Origin of the sequence: Stenotrophomonas sp. FR024, from assembly GCF_047500745.2 — a bacterium.
In the GTDB taxonomy this organism is placed as follows: domain Bacteria; phylum Pseudomonadota; class Gammaproteobacteria; order Xanthomonadales; family Xanthomonadaceae; genus Stenotrophomonas; species Stenotrophomonas maltophilia_A.
The window spans coordinates 54,518-72,679 of record NZ_JAXAXM020000005.1; the positions used below are offsets into that span (position 1 = coordinate 54,518).

The 18,162-nt window shown below is 66.8% G+C and carries 19 protein-coding genes; 6 read left to right on the plus strand and 13 right to left on the minus strand.

All coding sequences use genetic code 11. From position 1 onward, the window contains the following. Positions 1-64 precede the first annotated feature (64 nt). The gene (locus tag ACMZ91_RS07355; protein WP_032127374.1) at positions 65-1,009 is read right to left on the minus strand and encodes a chemotaxis protein; all 945 of its coding nucleotides are present in this window, start codon (positions 1,007-1,009) and stop codon (positions 65-67) included. Positions 1,010-1,141: 132 nt separating this feature from the next. Between ACMZ91_RS07355 and flgA the strand changes: the two genes are divergently transcribed. The 4 genes from flgA to ACMZ91_RS07375 all read left to right on the plus strand — a co-directional run bounded on the left by flgA (position 1,142) and on the right by ACMZ91_RS07375 (position 3,826). Next, positions 1,142-1,798, plus strand: a complete 657-nt coding sequence (gene flgA / locus ACMZ91_RS07360; RefSeq protein WP_132810065.1) for a flagellar basal body P-ring formation chaperone FlgA — start codon at positions 1,142-1,144, stop codon at positions 1,796-1,798. A 75-nt stretch (positions 1,799-1,873) separates the two neighbouring features. Further along, positions 1,874-2,179 carry a flagellar biosynthesis anti-sigma factor FlgM gene (gene flgM, locus ACMZ91_RS07365; protein WP_164079861.1) on the plus strand — a complete coding sequence of 102 codons (306 nt, stop codon included), beginning with the start codon at positions 1,874-1,876 and terminating at the stop codon, positions 2,177-2,179. Next, entirely contained in the window at positions 2,176-2,514 is a 339-nt protein-coding gene (locus ACMZ91_RS07370) for a flagella protein (RefSeq protein ID WP_049399388.1), read from the plus strand. The genes flgM and ACMZ91_RS07370 overlap by 4 nt, the downstream gene beginning before the upstream one ends. A gap of 91 nt (positions 2,515-2,605) precedes the next feature. Beyond that, entirely contained in the window at positions 2,606-3,826 is a 1,221-nt protein-coding gene (locus ACMZ91_RS07375) for an ATP-binding protein (RefSeq protein ID WP_019337422.1), read from the plus strand. A 198-nt stretch (positions 3,827-4,024) separates the two neighbouring features. Here ACMZ91_RS07375 and ACMZ91_RS07380 read toward each other — a convergent pair whose 3' ends face one another. Both ACMZ91_RS07380 and ACMZ91_RS07385 read right to left on the minus strand, forming a co-directional pair. Continuing rightward, positions 4,025-5,797 carry an EAL domain-containing protein gene (locus tag ACMZ91_RS07380; protein WP_032127372.1) on the minus strand — a complete coding sequence of 591 codons (1,773 nt, stop codon included), beginning with the start codon at positions 5,795-5,797 and terminating at the stop codon, positions 4,025-4,027. A gap of 4 nt (positions 5,798-5,801) precedes the next feature. Beyond that, positions 5,802-7,904 carry a sensor histidine kinase gene (locus ACMZ91_RS07385; RefSeq protein ID WP_414576464.1) on the minus strand — a complete coding sequence of 701 codons (2,103 nt, stop codon included), beginning with the start codon at positions 7,902-7,904 and terminating at the stop codon, positions 5,802-5,804. Positions 7,905-8,035: 131 nt separating this feature from the next. On the opposite strand from ACMZ91_RS07385, the gene ACMZ91_RS07390 reads away from it, so the two are divergent. After that, positions 8,036-10,795 carry a bifunctional diguanylate cyclase/phosphodiesterase gene (locus tag ACMZ91_RS07390; RefSeq protein ID WP_414576466.1) on the plus strand — a complete coding sequence of 920 codons (2,760 nt, stop codon included), beginning with the start codon at positions 8,036-8,038 and terminating at the stop codon, positions 10,793-10,795. Between the two features lie 117 nt (positions 10,796-10,912). Here ACMZ91_RS07390 and ACMZ91_RS07395 read toward each other — a convergent pair whose 3' ends face one another. The 9 genes from ACMZ91_RS07395 to ACMZ91_RS07435 all read right to left on the minus strand — a co-directional run bounded on the left by ACMZ91_RS07395 (position 10,913) and on the right by ACMZ91_RS07435 (position 16,710). Continuing rightward, on the minus strand, positions 10,913-11,440 hold the full coding sequence (locus tag ACMZ91_RS07395) for a hypothetical protein (RefSeq protein WP_414576468.1): 528 nt from the start codon (positions 11,438-11,440) through the stop codon (positions 10,913-10,915). Positions 11,441-11,532: 92 nt separating this feature from the next. Next, positions 11,533-11,790, minus strand: a complete 258-nt coding sequence (locus tag ACMZ91_RS07400) for a hypothetical protein (protein WP_223224721.1) — start codon at positions 11,788-11,790, stop codon at positions 11,533-11,535. 119 nt (positions 11,791-11,909) lie between these two features. Continuing rightward, entirely contained in the window at positions 11,910-12,257 is a 348-nt protein-coding gene (locus tag ACMZ91_RS07405) for a hypothetical protein (RefSeq protein WP_049399381.1), read from the minus strand. 97 nt (positions 12,258-12,354) lie between these two features. Beyond that, on the minus strand, positions 12,355-12,570 hold the full coding sequence (locus tag ACMZ91_RS07410) for a hypothetical protein (RefSeq protein ID WP_049399379.1): 216 nt from the start codon (positions 12,568-12,570) through the stop codon (positions 12,355-12,357). 98 nt (positions 12,571-12,668) lie between these two features. Continuing rightward, positions 12,669-13,859 (minus strand): methyl-accepting chemotaxis protein, encoded by a 1,191-nt coding sequence (locus ACMZ91_RS07415; RefSeq protein ID WP_121503221.1) that lies wholly within the window; start codon positions 13,857-13,859, stop codon positions 12,669-12,671. Between the two features lie 164 nt (positions 13,860-14,023). After that, positions 14,024-14,638: a high frequency lysogenization protein HflD gene (gene hflD, locus ACMZ91_RS07420; RefSeq protein WP_032127363.1), complete on the minus strand. Its 615-nt coding sequence runs from the start codon at positions 14,636-14,638 to the stop codon at positions 14,024-14,026. Beyond that, positions 14,635-15,777, minus strand: a complete 1,143-nt coding sequence (gene mnmA / locus ACMZ91_RS07425; protein WP_414576472.1) for a tRNA 2-thiouridine(34) synthase MnmA — start codon at positions 15,775-15,777, stop codon at positions 14,635-14,637. Before mnmA ends, hflD begins: the two co-directional genes overlap by 4 nt. Then, positions 15,774-16,235, minus strand: a complete 462-nt coding sequence (locus ACMZ91_RS07430) for an NUDIX hydrolase (protein ID WP_414576474.1) — start codon at positions 16,233-16,235, stop codon at positions 15,774-15,776. Before ACMZ91_RS07430 ends, mnmA begins: the two co-directional genes overlap by 4 nt. A gap of 1 nt (position 16,236) precedes the next feature. Then, positions 16,237-16,710: a hypothetical protein gene (locus ACMZ91_RS07435; RefSeq protein ID WP_032127360.1), complete on the minus strand. Its 474-nt coding sequence runs from the start codon at positions 16,708-16,710 to the stop codon at positions 16,237-16,239. Between the two features lie 112 nt (positions 16,711-16,822). Here ACMZ91_RS07435 and clpS point away from each other — a divergent pair, with 112 nt between their 5' ends. Then, complete coding sequence (gene clpS / locus ACMZ91_RS07440) at positions 16,823-17,149, plus strand: ATP-dependent Clp protease adapter ClpS (RefSeq protein WP_006444529.1); 327 nt, start codon at positions 16,823-16,825, stop codon at positions 17,147-17,149. A gap of 138 nt (positions 17,150-17,287) precedes the next feature. Here the strand turns inward: clpS and ACMZ91_RS07445 are convergent, their stop codons facing one another. Beyond that, positions 17,288-18,100, minus strand: a complete 813-nt coding sequence (locus ACMZ91_RS07445) for an APH(6) family putative aminoglycoside O-phosphotransferase (protein ID WP_414576476.1) — start codon at positions 18,098-18,100, stop codon at positions 17,288-17,290. Between the last annotated feature and the right edge of the window lie 62 nt (positions 18,101-18,162).

Below are 18,162 nucleotides of genomic sequence, written 5' to 3' on the forward strand. Positions count from 1 at the left end.
CTGGCCGGCAACCACAGACAATCCGGGAAGCCGGCCAGCGGCCGGCACTACCGGATCAGAGGCCTCAGGCCGCCATCGCGACCTTGCGCAGGCGGTCCAGCACGAAGTCGGCCAGTTCGTGCGGCGAGTACTTGGCGACGAAGGCGTTGGCGCCGACGCGCTCGACCATCGCATTGTTGAATACGCCCGACAGCGAGGTATGCAGCAGGACGTAAAGGCCGGCCAGGCCCGGATGGCGCCGGATTTCCGTCGTCAGCGTATAGCCGTCCATGGCCGGCATTTCGATGTCCGAGATGACCATGGCGTAGCGCTCGGCGGGGTTCTCGCCCGAGGCCTGGATCTGCAGCAGGTGGTCCAGCGCCTGCTTGCCGTCGGAAAGCAGGGTGGCGCCCACCCCAAGCTGGTCCAGCACGCTGCGGATCTGTTGGCGGGCTACACGAGAGTCGTCCACCACCAGCACCTGCAGCTGCGGGCCGTCGGCGGGCATTGCCATCGCCGGGTCGAGTACTGCTTCACCGCGTACCTGGGCGATATCGGCCAGCACGCTTTCAACGTCGATCACCTGGATCAACTCGCCCTGGAAGCGCGTCACCGCCGTCAGATAGCTCGATTCGGCGCCCAGTTCCGGTGGCGGGTGGATGTCTTCCACCGCGATGTTGACGATGCGCTCCACGCCGCTGACCAGGAAGCCCTGGATCGAGCGGTTGAACTCGGTCACGACCAGGTAGCCGGGCGAGGTGTCCGCATCGGGCTCACGCTCGGGGTGGCCGATGGCCAGGCCCAGGTCCAGCACCGGCACCGAGCGGCCACGGACGTCGGCCACGCCGGCGAACTGGCTGGGCAGTCCGGGCACCTGGAACAGCTCCGGGCGGCGCAGGACTTCCTGCACCTTGAAGACATTGACGCCAAAAAGCTGACGTCCGCCGAGGCGGAACAGCAGCAGCGCCAGGCGATTGTGGCCGGCCAGTCGGGTCCGCTGGTCGATCCGGTTGAGCAGGTCATGGGACATGGCTGCTGTATCGGCGGGGTGGGCGCCGAACTTGAGCGCTTTTGTAGAGTCGAGCCATGCTCGACTCTACACAAGCCGCTCTGGCACACCCCTTGCACGCACCTGGGCCAGATCCCTTCGACAGGAGGCGCCATGCGCCGGGTCACATCGCTCTTCGCCATCGCGCTTGCCCTGGCCTCGCCGTGGGCGGATGCCGCCGACTGGCAGCCGGTGGCCAGTATCCGCACCGCCGCGTTGTCGACGCTGCCGGCAGGCAGCGAGGGCGAGGCCCAGGTGGCCGATGCGCTGCGCTTGCCCAGGTGTGGTGGCGCGCTGCAGGTGCAGCCCACCGCCAACACCACGGTTGAAGTCAGCTGCCCCGATGCCGGCGGGTGGCGCCTGTTCGTACCAGTAAAGGTGCGGCGCAACCAGACCGTGCTGGTGCTCAACCGTGGAATCGGTACTGGAGAAACCCTCACCGCCGCCGATATCACCACTGCCCAGCGTGACGCCGCCCGGATTGCCGGTGCGGTGCTGGCCGATCCGAATGCAGCGATCGGCCGCATCGCCCGCCGTCCGTTGCAGGCCGGAGCCCTGCTGTCGAACAACGATCTGGTGGTGCAGCGTCTCATCAAGCGAGGAGACAATGTGGCCCTGGTTTCGCGTCGTGGCTCGGTCGAGGTCCGTATTGCAGGCCGTGCGATGGGCGATGCCGGTGAAAACGAACGGGTCTCGGTGGAGAACCTGTCCTCGCGGCGGATCGTGCAGGGCACGGTCGATGCCGCCGGTGACGTAATCGTGGCGCGTTGATTTACCGCAAAATATCCCTAAAGATCACGGCCCTGCGGCCGTTATCCCTTGTGAACGGCAACTCCAGGACACCCCATGAGCCAGAAAATCGACGGCAACCTGCAGGTCCCCCAGGCACTGCGCAGCGTGACGACCCCGGCCAACAAGCCCGGCGTCAGCACCGATGCGGCGGCGCGCCCGGTCGAAGCGGCCGACAGCCTGCGCCTGACCGGCGAGGCCACCAATCTGCAGGCCATCGAGCGTGAGCTGACCACCGCCCCGGCAATCGACACCCAGCGTGTGGCCGCAGTGCGCGAGTCGCTGCAGAACGGCACCTACAAGATCAATCCGGACGCGATCGCATCGCGCATGCTTGAGCTGGATCAGCAGCTGCACGGATGACCGCGCCGATGAGCGAACAACTGCAGCGGCTGGCCCAGGCGCTTGACGTTGAACGTCAGGCGCTGGTCGATCATGACGTACACGCGCTGATCCGGGCGACCGGTGCCAAGCTGGAGGCGCTGCGTGCACTGGAAGGCACGCCGCCGCTTGGTGAGGGGGATCACCTCCAGGAACTGGCCGAACGCAACCGAGCCAATGGCGTGCTGCTGTCGCGCCGGCGCCGCGAGGTCGATTGGGCGCTGCGCCAGCTCGGGCGTACCGAGGCATCCTCCTCCTATGATGCCAAGGGCCAGTCGCATACGGTCACTGCGCGGCGTCCACTCGCCATCGCCTGACGCGACGGCGGTCGCACATCCCACCCCCGCGGGCTGAAGCCCGCCGCACGACCGCGTATATTGGGCGCCTGTTCGAATGCCCCGAGTCGCCGTGTCCGCTGCCAATGCCCTGGTTACCGCCCCCCTTCCGCCGCAGCCGGTGCTGCAGGCGCTGCTTGAGCGCCTGCGCGAAGGGCTGCTGCTGTTCACCGAAGACGGGCAGGTGGCCCTGGCCAACCCGGCTGCGCAGAACCTGCTGGCCAGTGGTGAGGGCGGCGGTCTGCCACCGCCGCAGCGCCTGCGTGAACTGCTGCCGCCCGATGCGCTGGAACAGGCGCGCCAGCATGGTCACTGGAACGGCAGCCTGCCGCTGGGCGAGGGCGTGGTCATCGCCCATCTGTATCACCACGGCCCGGTGGGCCAGGGCCACTTCCTGGCATTGTTCCGCCACATCGAAGGCCAGGAAGACTACGAACGCGAACTGCAGCAGCGCCATGCAGAGCTGCGGCAGGCCTACCTGCGCCTCAACGGTACCCAGGAAAAACTGCTGCAGTCGGAGAAGATGGCCTCGATCGGCCAGCTCGCCGCAGGCGTCGCGCACGAGATCAACAACCCGATCGGCTACGTGCACTCCAACCTGGGCAGCCTGCAGGAGTACCTGCGCAGCCTGTTCACCGTGATCGAAGCCTACGAGCGCGCATTGCGGGCGCCGGACCCGAAGGCGCTGATCCCGGAGATCGACGATATCCGTGACCGCCTGGACATCGATTTCATCAGCCGCGACCTGCCGCAGCTGATGGCCGAGTCGCGCGAAGGCATCGAGCGGGTGACGCGCATCGTGCGTGATCTGAAGGACTTCTCGTATTCCGGCCGCGACGAGTCGTGGAAGCTGGTCGACCTGCACGCGGGTCTGGAATCGACCATCAACATCATCTGGAACGAGCTGAAGTACAAGGTCACCCTGGTGCGGGAGTTCGGCCAGTTGCCGTTGGTGGAGTGCCTGCCGTCGGAATTGAACCAAGTCTACATGAACCTGCTGCTCAACGCCGGCCACGCCATCGCCGAGCGCGGCACGATCACCGTGCGCACCGGCGTCGATGGCGATCACGTGTGGGTCGAGTTTGAAGACACCGGCGGTGGCATCTCGCCGGAACTGCGCCAGCGCATCTTCGATCCGTTCTTCACCACCAAGCCGGTGGGCAGCGGTACCGGCCTGGGCCTGTCGATCTCCTACAGCATCATCAACAAGCACCACGGCCGCATCGACCTGGACAGTACCCCAGGCGTGGGCTCGCGCTTCCGCGTGGTGCTGCCGGTGAAGCAGCCGCGCTGACTGCTCAGGGTAGTGCCGGCCGCTGGCCGGCAACCTCATTGGACCCGGCATCGAGAGCAGCCGGCCAGCGGCCGGCTCTACCAGGGCTTGTCCCCGACCGGGTCCGCGCTTCGGGTAGTGCCGGCCGCTGGCCGGCGATCCCATTGGACCGGGCATCGAGAGCAGCCGGCCAGCGGCCGGCGCTACCAGAGGGGATCGTTACCGCAATGGGCGATCCTCGCCGCCATCTCCGCTTTCCACCGGCGCCGGACCGGCGTTGCTGCGGCGCTGCTCCTCGTAGGTGCGGAACGCCTGGTGGATGTGCTTGCGCAGCTCGTCGTCGTTCCACGGCTTGGTCAGGAAGCGATAGATCGCACCGCGGTTGATCGCGTCGGTCACGGTGTTCAGATCGGTGTAACCGGACAGCACCAGGCGGATCGTGTCCGGGTACAGCATCTTCACCCGGCCCAGGAACTCGGTGCCGCTCATGTCGCTCATGCGCTGGTCGGACAGGATCACCTGCACGTCATTGATTGCCAGCAGGTCGAACGCATCGCGCACGTTGCCGGCGGCCAGGATGCGGTAGCCGTCGCGACGGAACAGGCGCACCAGCGAGCGCAGTACGTTCTCTTCGTCGTCCAGCAATAGCAGCGTGCGGTCGGGACGGGTCTCGGCAAAGGCTTCCGGACGCAGGTAGCGGCGGCGCAGGGTCATGCCGGCGGCATCGGCCGACATCGGTTCGCCGAACAGGTAGCCCTGGAACACATCGCAGTCGTTGCGGCGCAGGAAGCCCAGCTGGGCCTGCGATTCCACACCGTTGGCGATCACGGTCATGCCCAGCTGATGGCCCATGGCGATGATCGCGCGGGCGATGGCCGCCTCACGGTTGCCGGCCGGTGCGCTCTTGATGAAGCTGCGGTCGATCTTGAGCTTGTCCACCGGGTAGCGGACCAGTGCACTCAGGCTGGAATCGCCGGTGCCGAAATTGTCCAGACTCAGGCTGATGCCTTCGTTGCGCAGATTGGCCAGCGTCTCGTGCACGAAGTTGACGTTGTTGGTGAGCGCGCTTTCGTTGATCTCCAGCGTCAGCATCTGTGCCGGCACGCCCGCGGCCTGGATCAGGCCCATGACTTCAGCGAAGAAGTTGGGCCGCAGCAGCTGCAGGGTGGAGACATTCACCGCGATGGTGAAGTCGTCGAAGCCCTGGTCGCGCCACAGGCGTGCCTGCTTCAGTGCGCCTTCCAGCACCCAGGTGCCGATCTGCACGATGATGCCCAGCCGCTCTGCCGTGCGCATGAAGCGCTCCGGCACCAGCATGCCCAGCGTCGGCGACTGCCAGCGCAGCAGCGCTTCCATGCCGACCACGTGGCCATCGCGGGCGCTGACCAGCGGCTGGTAACGCAGTTTCAGTTCGCCGTTGGGAATGGCGTCCACGATCTGGCGGGCGATGATGCTTTCGCTGTGCGCGCTCGGTGGCGTATCCACGGCGTGGATGCGCACCGCGTTGCCGCCTTCGCGGGCCGCCTGGTACAGCGCATCCTCGGCATGATCGAGCAGGCGCGAGGTGCTGCTGGCATGGTCCGGGCACAGGCTGACGCCCAGCTTGCCGGTCATGAACAAGGTGTACGGCAGCACCGACAGCGGCAGCTCCATCTGCTGCCGGATCTCCTCTGCGAAGTCCTCCGGCAATGGCACGTCGGCGGTGCGTGGCACTGCGATCAGGAATTCATCGCTGCCGTGGCGCCACAGCTTGCCGCGACCACGCAGGTAGGACTGCAACCGCTGCGCCACCAGCACCAGGGCCTGGTCACCCACCTCGGCGCTCATGTTTTCGTTGACCGAGGCGAAGTGGTCGATGTCCACGTGCATCAACATCAGTGCGGTGCCGCCCGAGGCCGCCTCGGCGACCATCGCCTGCAGCTCGGGGTTGCCGGCGCCAAGGCGATCAGGCGCATCATCGATGCTGACCGGGGGCTGGTTGGGATTCCACATAGGCTCAGTATTCCGGTGACTCAACGGCGGCCATGCTGGCCGCCTGGTAGGGGAGGTGTACGTCGATCAGGGTGCCTTCGCCGTGTGCGGATTCGATCCGCACATGGCCACCGACGCTCTGCGCACGCTCACGCATCACGATCAGGCCCAGCCCGCGCGGACCGTCCGGGTCGAAGCCCTCGCCATCATCACGGATCTGCAGGTGCAGGCCGCGCTGGCCGACATCGCGCAGCTGCAGCTGTACCTGGCTGGCGCGGGCGTGGCGCAGCACGTTGGTCAGGCTTTCCTGGGCGATGCGGAAGCAGGCCTGCTCGATGCTGTTGTCGGGACGATGCGGCAGCGGCTCGATCTCGGCCAGCAGTTCCACTGGCGACGAACGGAACAGCACACGCGCCTGCCAGCTCAGTGCCGCCTCCAGGCCCAGTGCATCCAGCTGCGGTGGGCGCAGCAGGGTGGAGATGTCGCGCAGCTTGGCCACGGTGGTGTCGGCCAGGCTGACGATCTGCGCCAGATCTTCGCCACGGCGCTTCGGATCGTCCTCATCCTGCGCCGCATGCGCCGACAGCTTGATCGCGGTGATGGCCTGGCCGATGTCATCGTGCAGGTCGCGCGAGATTGCACGACGCTCGTCCTCCTGCAGCGAGAACAGCCGTCCGGCCATCGCCTGCAGTTCGCGGTTGCTGGTTTCCAGTGCACTGCGGGTGCGCTCGGAATCGCTCAGGTCGCGCACGATCAGCAGCTTGCAGTCGCGTCCGCCATAACGCACTTCGCCCACCGCCAGGCCGGCATGGAAGCTGCGGCCATCCGCGCGCTGCATCGCCACCACGCTGCTGTGACCGGGCCCCAGGTGTGGTTGGCCTGCACGCAATTGGCTGCGCACGCGGGCCAGATCGGCGCTGTCCACCAGTGCTGACAGGGGTTCGCCCAGCAGGGTGTGGCTGCCATAGCCGAACAGGCTGGCGGCCCAGGCGTTGGCGTACAGCACGTGTTCGTCGGAGAGGATGACCACGCCGTCGGGCAGTACTCGTACCAGCTCGCGGAACTGCTCCTCGCGCTCGCGCAGCAGGCGTCGCGACTGCTCGCGCTCCGTCACGTCCTGCAGGGTGCCCAGCACGCGGTTGCGGCCGGCCTCGTCGATGCCGCTGGCCGCACGCAGATGCACCATCAAGGCGCCCCCATCCATCGACAGCAACGGCAACAGCACGTCCACCTGGACCGGCTCGCCGGAGCAGAGCTCGGCCAGCAGCTGTTCGGTCTGGGTGGCGGTGGCCGGGTCTGCCGGCACCAGCAGTTCGTCGAAGCGATGCCAGCGCCGCGCCTCGGGCGGGCGGCGACCGAGCAGGCGATAGACCTGGTTCGAATAGCGGCCAAGTCCCGTGGAGGGGTCCAGTTCCCAGGCGCCGATGCGCGCCAGCTCGTGGGCTTCTTCGACCCGCGCCAGCGCCTGGTCACGGCGCAGCTGGGCCAGGTCTTCAGCGGTGCGGTCGATGGCAATCAGCAGGCGGGCGTTGTGGCCGTCATAGCTGATGGCATTGGAGCGAAGTTCCATCTGGCGCAGGGAGCCGTCGCGCAGCTGCAGCTGGGTACGCAGGATGCACAGTTCCTCCGGTGCCTCGCGGATCGCCTCCAGCTTGGTCTGCAGTGCCTGGTCCTGGCCTGGCGGCCACAGCGAATCGATGGTCTGCTCCAGCAGTTCGTCACGGTCCCAGCCGAAGGCCGTACAGGCCGCCGGATTGGCATCGAGGATCGCCAGTGTGTCCAGGTCGTAGACCAGGATCGGGCCGGGGTTGCCTTCGAACATCTGCCGCAGGCGCAGCTCGGAGGCCTGCTGGCGTGCATGGGTGTGCAGCACATGCTCGGCCAGCGGGCGCAGCAGCAGATACAGCAGGCCGGCGCTGGCAAGGGCGAAGAACGAGCCCTTCAGGCCCTGCCACAAGGCCGCCTGCTGCGGGTCGGGCACCAGTGCCTGCACTGCACTGTCGGTGGAGATCATCCAGGCCAGCGCCATCGCCAGGTAGCTCAGCACCACCCGGCGCCGGTCGCGGCTCAGCGCCTGCGCCATCCGCGGGTCGGGAACTGGGGCGTTGCCGGTCGGTTCTGCGGGCATGGACAGGGCGGAAGAAGGGGGCGCCGGCCATCTTACCGCGCAGGTGCGCCCAGACCACTCAATTATCCGCCGCAGGCGCCGTTAACCACTGCGTGCCCCGCTGACGGGCGTGTCATCCGGAGCAAGATCGCGTGGACCAAGGGATCATCGCCAGCCTGCTGCAGCACCCGCTTGCGTCGGCGCTGGTCATCGTCGACCGCACGGGCCGCCCGCTGGCGGCCAATCCGGCTGCGCGCGAGCATGGCCTGCCGGCGACCGTGGCTGCGTATGCGCCGATGCTGGAAGATCTGCGCCTGATGGCCGCCGATGGCGGCATCGTGGCCTGCACGCTGCCGGGCGGCCCGCACGGCCACTACGACGGCCACCTGCGCGCGGTGCATGATGGCGCCGGCAACCTGCTGGCCTTCACGCTGAGCATTCCCGAGCCGGTGCCGCTCAGCGGCGGTGGGCGCTGGGAGTTGGCGCTGGACAGTGCCGGGCACAGCCTCTGGGACTGGGACATTCCCAGCGACCGTGTGGTGCGCACCCCGGCACTGGGCGATGAAACCGCTACCGAGATTCTGGCCCGCGTGCACAGCGAGGACATCGCACAGGTGCGGGCTGCACTGGAGGAGCATCTGCGTGGCTTGAGCGAGCAGTACAGCGCACAGTTCCGTTTCCGCCAGGCCGATGGCCAGTGGCGTTGGGTACTGGACCGCGGGCGCGTGGTCGCGCGCACCGCCGATGGCCAGCCGCTGCGCATGGTCGGCACGCATACCGATATCGAACAACAGAAGCAGCTGGAAGGGCTGCTTCAGGAACAGCAGCTGCACCTGAGCGAGGCCCAGCGCATCGCCAGCATGGGCAGCTGGTCGTTCGACCCCAACAGCAGTCATTTCTGGTGGTCGCCGGAGCTGCGTTCGCTGCTGGCGTTGGAGCAGGGGGCCGTACCCGGCCAGCGGCGCTGGCTGAAGCAGCTGCATCCGCGCTCGCGTGGTGCGCTACGCGCAGCATGGCGACGCTTGTGGCGCGATGGCCGGGCCGCCAACATCGAACTGGAACTGACCCGCGGCAACGAACCGTCGCAGCATCTGCGGCTGTGGATGCAGCCGCTGCTGGACACCGATGGCCAGCCCAAGCGCCTGCTCGGCCAGGTGCAGAACATTACCGAACAGCACCAGACCGACGCACTGATCCGCTGGCGCACCGAGCTGCTGAACCGTGTCTCCGCACTGGGCCGCATCGGCGGTTGCGAGATCGAAGTGCAGACCCGGCATATGCAGTGGACCGAGGAGTGCTACCGCATCCACGGCCTGCGCAAGGAGCCGATCACCCTCGACCAGGCGCTGGCGCTGTACACCGAGGATTCGCGCAATGCCTTCGATGCCGCGTTGGTCCGGATTGCCGGCGGCGGGCTGCCCGAACAGCTGGACCTGTGCTTCTACCGCCAGTCAGGCCTGCGCGTGTGGGTGCAGGTGCTGATCGAGCTGGATCGCCGTGACGGCCTGCCGCCTCGGTTCGTGGTCCTGTTCCGTGACATCACCCGCGAGCGCGAGGCCAACGAGCGCATCGAGCTGCTGGCGCACTACGATCTGCTCACCGGCCTGCCCAATCGTGTGCTGCTCGGCGAACAGACCGCCGAAGCCATCGAGGAAGCGCGCGACCGCGGCACCTCGCTGGCGATGTTGTTCATCGACCTGGACGGCTTCAAGACCATCAATGACAGCTTCGGTCATGCCACCGGTGATGCGCTGCTGAAGGCCGCCGCCACCCGCCTGCACCAGAACCTGCGCAACAACGACCTGTTCGGCCGCTTCAGTGGCGACGAGTTCATCGTCGTGCTGCGCGACCTGGCCGAGCCGGAAGACGCCGGCCACGTGGCGCGGAAGCTGATCGCTTCGCTGGCCGAGCCATTGCGCCGTGGCGAGACCACGTTGAAGGTCGGTGCCAGCGTCGGCATCGCGATGCTGGGCGATGCGCAGACCGATTTCGATTCACTGCTGCGTGCCGCCGACGCCGCGATGTACGCGGCCAAGGAAGCGGGGCGCAACACCTACCAGTACTACAGCCAGGACGCATTGGCCCGCATCCAGCGCAAGCTTGAGTTGGAGCATGCCCTGCACGGCGCGATCGAACGCGAAGAGTTCAGCCTGGCCTACCAGCCGCTGCTGCATGCGCACCAGGGCGAGCCACCGGCGATCGAGGCACTGCTGCGCTGGCATCGGCCCGGCATCGGCTACTGCAGCCCGGCCGAGTTCATTCCGATTGCAGAGAAGTGCGGCGAGATCGTGCGCATCGGCGACTGGGTGCTGAACGAAGCCTGCCGCCAGGCAATCGCCTGGGACCGGGCCGGCCTGTGTTTCGACCGCATCGCGGTCAATGTGTCGGCGGTGCAGCTGCGTGATCGTGGCTTCGCCGAACGCGTGATCGAGATCTGCCATGCCCATGGCTGGCCGCCGCAGAGGCTGGAACTGGAGCTGACCGAGTCGGCGCTGATCCGTGACACCGACATCCTGCGCCACTGCTTCGACGTGCTGGAACGGCACGGCGTGCCGCTGGCGGTGGATGACTTTGGTACCGGCTTCTCAAACCTCAATTATCTCAACCGCTTCCCGGTCGGCCGCCTGAAGATCGACCGCAGTTTCGTGCAGGGCATGCTGCATGACTCTGGCACCGCCGAAGTCACCCAGGCCATCGTGCACCTGGGTCACGCACTGGGCATGAAGGTGGTGGCCGAGGGCGTGGAAACGCATCAGGAAGAAGACATGCTGCGTCGCCAGGGCTGCGACGAGATCCAGGGCTACCTGTACTCGCGCCCGCTCAGCCCGCGCGACCTGGCGCAGTGGCTGCGGCAGCAGCACGCCGCGCCCGGGCGCACAGACGCTGCCAGCGAGGTCGTGCTGGCGCGCTGAGGCTGGCGCCGGGCCATGCCCGCCGGGATCGCCGCACGCCGACGCACCGCTCTGGTAGGTGTCGACCTTGGTCGACACGAATGCCGGTGCTTGCGATCATCCACGCATGGCGTGGATCTACTGCAATGCGGCAACCGTTCGCTGCGGAAATTCGGAGCGAAGCCGTGCGCGCACTGCTTCCACCACATGTACATAGCGTCGGCGCTGGATGAAATAGCCCATGTAGAACAGCAGCAGGGCCACCAGCATCGGCGACGCAGCCGGGCGGACCAGGATGATGGGCACCAGCATCAGTGTCAGGCCCAGCGCGAACCAGCTGCACCGCCCGACCACCCGCACCTCCCTGCGTTGCGCGTCGATCATCACCCGCCCGCGCATCAGCGGAAAGTAGCGGCCGCCAAAGCTCGGCGCGAAGCTCTCGCGAAAGGCGATACTGCCGTCCGGCAGCGCGCGGAACACCAGGCGAAGCCAGGTATCGGCCGGCAGATCATGCTCCAACCCGGCCAGCGAAAGCTGCGCCAGCTCTGCGGGCGTAGCGGCGATGCGCTGATTGAACAGGACGATGCCGGTGCGGAAAAAGAACGGCGCCCACAGCACAAGCAGCAGGACTTCGATCAACAGCACGGCGATCAGGGCGATGGCCATCGGTCTTCCATGAACGGGACCTGCGCATCATGCCATAGCGATTTCGCCACCCCAGTAGATCCACGCCATGCGTGGATGTTGCCCGGAACCAGCTACTTGCCGCCGTGATGCTCCCACACTACATCGCCCAGATATCGTGCAAACACAATCCTCAGGCCATCCTGTTCGTCCTCCGACAACGTTGCAGCCATCGTTGTGTACAGCGCCTCCAAGCGATCAAGGCTCTCCAGGCTGCCGTCAAGATCGAGGCCGCGGAGCTGTGCTTGTTCGATCATCCATTCAATCTGATCGTCCATGATGATCAGAAACTGTTCGAAGGTTTCTCGCGCTTCTTCCGGATTGAATGTCATGCGGTTGCCAGGGAGGGAGAGCGGCGAGTGTGCCCTGTGCCTGTTATCCAGGCCATGCAACAAGTCCGAAAGGATGGAGGGTGGAAGGGCGATCGCATGCATCCACGCATGGCGTGGATCTACCGTTTCATCAATGCGATGCCTGCAATGGAATAGCTGGCGATCAACAGCCCGAACGCGTACTCCGCGACGATGATCAGCCAGAAGGTCATCGGCTCGATGTCCCGCCATGCATCAATGGTGCCGGAGCGGTGATGGCTCAGATGAACATGCCCGGTGTTGATGGCAGTTGCCGGCGCCCAGGCAAATAGAAAGGCCATCAGCATGAAGAGCAGGCTGCCGAACAGGAATGCGACAGGTCTATGCCGGGGTGGCCGCAAAGTGGCGTAGGCGGGGCGCCAGGTGAAGGTGACCGCGATGAGCACCATCACAGCAAATCCCAGCCAGGTCATGAACGTGGTGCTCATGCGACGACACTCCGTGTCCAGCCGTAGGTGGCATGGGCGGATCATGCCATGGGTTTGGAGCGGGTGGTGGTGAAGACCATCCACGCATGGCGTGGATCTACCTCAAGGCTTCCCCATCCAACCCCAGGTCCCACGCCAGACCCAGCAGCGCGTCGTCCGTGCGGGACAGGGCAGGGCGCGCATCGGCCAGCTGCTGCAGTTCGCGGATCTCCTCGCGGGCCACCTCTTCCAGCTGCTGCAGCTGCTCACGCACGCTCGCGTTGCGCGGGCGCTCGGTGTCGGCGAGGGAGGGCAGGGCGCGGATCAGGGTCATGGTGCGTGTACAGGATGCATCCAACGGCGGGTTACAGGCAAAGGCCCCGGACGAACCGGGGCCTTGCGGGCTGCCGGCGAGGGCAGCGGACATCAGGATCAGAACAGCTCGACGGTGCCGGCGCCCATGCTCTGCTGGGCAACCGGCTTGTGCGGCGGGCGTTCCCACTCGCTGCGCAGTTCGCGCAGGCGGCTGCCGGTGCGCTGCAGGGCGGTGGCGATCTCTTCGTCGAACACGCCGCCATTGCGGTGCAGCAGTTCCTGCAGGGCCACCGCCTCGCGGTTGATCGCGGTCAGGCGGTCCAGGTGGGTGTGCACGCCGCCCAGCGCCTGGGTGGCGATGTCCTCGAACTGCAGGGCGCGCACGGCCTCGGCCACGCTGCCATCAATCGAACGGGCGCAGTCGGAGACTTCGCGCATGCCATCACCCAGCGACGCATTGATCTGCGCGACGTTATCGAGCATCGCCGCCGCTTCCTGGCGCGCTTCGCGGGAGCGGTCCATGTCACGCGAGGCCATGTGCGAGACCGTCTCGCGCACCTTGGCAATGGCGTCCTTGGAGCTGTGCGCCAGCTTGCGGATCTGCTCGTTGAACGTGGTCGAGCGCTCGGACAGGTTGCGCACTTCGTCGGCGACCACCGCGAAGCCACGACCGGCTTCACCGGCACGCGCGGCTTCGATGGCGGCATTCAGGGCCAGCAGGTTGGTCTGGTCGGCGATCGACTTGACGTCTTCCAGCAGCGCGAAGATGCCATCCAGGTGCTGCGCCATCTGGTCGATGTGCTGCACGGTGGTGCTGCTCTGGCCGCTCACCTGTTCCAATGCTTCCACCAGCTGTTCCATGCGGTTGCTGGCGTGCTGGGCAAAACGGGCAACGTCGAGGCCGGCATTGCCTTCATCACCGGCGCGATCGACGATGCGCGACAGGGCCTGGCTCTGCTGGCGCGACTTGCGGTTCATGGCATCGAAGCTGCCGCCCAGGCTGGACACCGCCTGGCGGATCAGGTCACGGGCGCGTTCCACTTCGCCACGCGAACCGTCGATCTCGTTGCCGACGAAGTTGCGCAGTTCGGTCAGCAGCTGGTCCTGCTCACGCAGGACACGGGCGTGTTCCGGGGAACGGTGCGCCTGGGCGCGGGTGGTCCACCACGCAAAGCCGAGCCAGCTCAGCGTCATCGTGGTCAGGATCGCCCAGCGCAGGGCGGCCGGCCATTCGAAACCGATGGCGAAGGGGAGCAGCAGGGTCAGAGCCAGGGGGGCGGCCAGACGGATGAAAATGCGTGAGTACATGGACGTTCTCGGGAGGTGCACGGAGGATGTATCGGCCGTACCCCCTTTCTCTTTAACGTCGAAATGCCTCGAAGTGCATTCTGAATGCGCCGGTTTTCCGACGCCTCGGCGGCTTCGGGGTCAGAGCCCTTTCCTTGCCGGAAAAGGATCCGACCCCATGGGGCTCAGGCCAGCTGCCGGTCCACGGCCTCGATCATCGCCTTGCGGCTGAACAGGAAGTCCCAGTAGCTGCCGCCCAGCTGCCGCCACAGCACCGCCGAGCGCACCGCGGCCAGCAGCAGGGCGCGGATCTCGGCGACCACGCCGGCCTGGCCCAGGTAATGCGGGTTGCCCTGCACCATCACCCGCGGCTTCAGGTGGCTGATGGTGTCGGCGTACAGGCCACCCAGGTTGGCCAGCACGTCCGGGTGCCCACTGTCGCCCAGCTCGACGGCCTGGCGCTGGGCGCGTTCGATGCCCGAGGCGACCTTGTTCACGGTGGCGCCGTCCTGCACGAAGCGGCGCTCCAGCTGCAGCACCGACAGGGCCAGCTTGGGCAGGATCGGGTCCTGGCCCTGGCTGCGGAAGTAGTTGTGCAGCAGGCGCAGCCCAGCCTTCAATGCATGGCGGTCACCGAACACCTCCTGCGGCGAAGACGCATCGACGCGGAACACGCTGTCCACGGCGGTGCGCACGGCAGCGGCGTCGGAATGGCCGGTATCGGCGATGCGGCGTACCTGCTGCAGGGCCTGGGCAATGCCGGCCAAAGCCAGGACGCGGTCGTCGACAGTGAAACTCATGCAGCGATTACCTCAAAAGGGGAAGGGGTGGTGCGCAGGCGCTGTTCCAGCGGCGCATCGGTGGCGGCGATCACCGCGCCACCCAAGCACACATCACCGTCATACAGCACCAGTGATTGACCGGGAGTAACGGCGCGCTGCGGGCGCGCAAAGGTGACCAGCACGCTGCCATCGTCCAGCACCTCGACCGTACACGGCTCGTCGGGCTGGCGGTAGCGGGTCTGCGCGGTGCATTCGAAGCGCCGTGCCGGCGGCGCGCCGGCAATCCAGTGCGCGGTTTCCGAGCGCAGGCGGTCGGACAGCATCCACTTGCTGTCGCGGTCCTGGTCCACGTACAGCACGTTGCTGGCCACATCCTTGCCGACCACGTACCACGGCGCGGCCGGGCGGCCACGCACGCCGCCGATGTTCAGGCCCTCGCGCTGGCCCAGGGTGAAATAGAAGACGCCTGGGTGCTCGGCGATCACACTGCCGTCGGCCGGGTCCAGGATCTGCCCGGGCTTGGCCGGCAGGTAGCGGCCGAGGAACTCGCGGAAGTCGCGCTCACCGATGAAGCAGATGCCGGTGGAGTCCTTCTTGGCGTGGGTCGGCAGGCTGACGTCACGCGCGATCCGGCGCAGGTCGGTCTTTTCCAGGTCGCCGATCGGGAACAGGGTGGCCGCCAGCTGCGCCTGGCCCAGCTGGTGCAGGAAGTAGCTCTGGTCCTTGGAGCGGTCGGCACCACGCAGCAGCAGCCACTGGTGGCCGCGCTGGGCCACGCGCGCGTAGTGGCCGGTGGCAATGCGTTCGGCGCCCAGCTCGCGGGCGGCATCCAGGAAGTGCTTGAACTTCACTTCGCGGTTGCACAGCACGTCCGGGTTCGGGGTGCGGCCGGCCGCGTACTCGGCCAGGAAGTGCTCGAACACACCCTGCCAGTACTCGCTGGAGAAATCACGGAAGTGGAACGGGATACCGAGCAGGCCGCAGACGGCCACTGCATCGCGGCGGTCGTCCTCGGCGCGGCAGTCGCCGCTGCCGTCGTCGGCCCAGTTCTGCATGAACAGACCGGCTACGGCCTGGCCCTGCTGCACCAGCCGCCAGGCGGCGACCGAGGAGTCGACGCCACCGGAGACGCCCACCATCACGCGCGGAGTGCTCATGCGACCTCCCGGACCAGCGAAAGCGGATGGCGCTGGCCACCCAGGAAATCAGCCACCACCTGCCAGACCAGCGGGCTGCGCAGGCGCTCCGTGGCGGCCTGCAGCTCGGCCGGGGTCAGCCACAGCGCGCGATCGATGCCGGTGTCCAGCGGCTGCGCCGGGTCGTGCGAGACCGGATGCGCCGCATAGCAGAAGCGCAGGAAGGTGGTGCCGTCGGCGGCCGTCCACTGGTAGCAGCCGATGAAGTGGGTCAGCTGCACCGTCCAGCCGGTTTCCTCGCGGGTCTCGCGCAGGGCTGCCTCGGCCAGGCTTTCGCCCGGCTCGAGGTGGCCGGCCGGCTGGTTCAGCACCTGGCGGCCGTCGATGGTCTCCTCGACCAGCAGCACGCGGCCGCCGTCGACCACCACGGTGGCGACAGTGGCGTGCGGTGCCCAGCGCGGGTCCGGCGTGGTGTTCAACTCAGAACTCGTCCTTCTTGGTCAGTTCCAGCTCCATGGCGTCGGCGGTGCGGATGGCCGCATCGATGGCGTCGCTGAGCTGGTCGGCCGTGGCATCGGCGTCGATCTTGACCACGAACATGGCGGTGGTGTCCTGCTTCACCCAGCCGCCCATCTTGGCGTCCTGCGAATCTTCCAGCAGGCGGTTGGCTACGGCCACCGGGAACTGCTTGGTCTTGGCGTTGTAGGCCGGCGACCAGATCTCGCGGATGTTGTGGGTGCCGAAATCTTCCACCGACGAGCGCACGTAGACCATCTGGGTGCGATCACCCTCGACGTCGAACACCATGCGGTAGTCGCCGTCCTCGTCGACCTCGTAGGTATAGCCCAGCTTGTCCAGATGGCGGGCCACGGCCTTGTCGGCCTGGGTCTCGGCGGCGGCGGAGCCGGCGGCGGCCAGGGCGATCAGCAGGGCGGGAAGAAGGGTCCTTTTCATGAAGATCCTGTGAAACAGTGTTGAGAGAGGGTGCAATTGTGACGGTGGGCGTGCGTGCCGTCCAATCTGCGGCAGGCCGACGCAGGCTGGCCCGTGCCTCTATAATGGGCAGATGCCCCATGAGTCTTCCCCCGATTCCCATCACGAGCACGGCGTTGCCGTGGAGCCCGCGCGCCCGGAAGTGGCGCCGCCGCCGTTCTACCAGGTGATGCTGCTCAACGACGACTACACCCCGATGGATTTCGTGGTGGACGTGCTGCAGCAGTTCTTCAGCATGGACCTGGACAAGGCCACGCAGGTGATGCTGCACGTCCATACCCGTGGCCGCGGCGTGTGCGGGGTGTTCACCCGCGAAGTGGCCGAGACCAAGGTCGCCCAGGTCAACGAGTACTCGCGGATGAACCAGCACCCGCTGCTGTGCACGATGGAAAAGGCCTGACCGGCTGCCGATTTTCGTCCGGGCACATGGACTCCGGACCCGGTGTGCCCACCAAGGTGGGCATCTACCAAGGCAGGGGACTGTATCGATAGTGGATGGGGCGTGCCCACCAAGGTGGGCATCTACCAGAGCGCGGGATCAGCCCTCCGCCAACGCCTCCAGCGCCATCCGCGCCACCGCCTCGTCCACGTCGGCCGGGTCGCCGTCATCCCTGAACCACACTGCCGACAGCGCCATGCTGGCCGCGATCCAGCGCAGCAGGCGCGTGCGCTCCAGGCCGGCCAGTGCGCTCACCTGTTCCAGCCGGGCGGCAAACCGCTCGGGCCGGGTGGCCACATGGATGCCGGGGCCGCACAGGTCCGGATTGCTGAACATCGTCGTGTAATCGAACGCGCGGTCGCCCAGCAGCCGCTTCGGGTCGATCGCCAACCAGCCGCGCGCGCCGAAATCCAGCACGTTGTCGTGGTGCAGGTCGCCGTGCAGCGGCCGGATCTCCTGTTCCTGCTGCAGCAGTCCCTCCGCCAGCAATCCGCACTGTTCCAGCAGTGATGGCAGCGGCGCCCTTGGCTGCAGCAGGTCGGCGAACCATGTACGCAGGCAGACCAGTTCCGCTGGCGGTGCGCTCCGTGGCCGGTGCAGCCGTTGCAGGACCTGGCACAGGACCGTGGTGCAGGTGTCATCGTCGCCCTTGATCGAACGTTGCCGCAGCGAGTCGCCGCCGGCACGTTCGATCAGGATCGCCGGCCCCTCGTGGGCCAGCAGGCGGGCGGCGCCGTCACCGTCCCACCAATGCAGCAGGCGATGGCTGTTCTGCTCTTCGGTTTCGCTGCTGATCTTCAGCATGGCCGGCTCGCCGGCGGCGGTCAGCACCGGCCAGAGCCGGGCATGGGGCGTTTCGATGGCTGCGCCATCACGCCGCAATCGCCAGCGGCTCAGGTAGGGTTCGCTCATGCTGGGTGGGCTGTCCTGGAGTGAATGAAGATCAAGCGATTCGCACTGATAACGCCATCTGA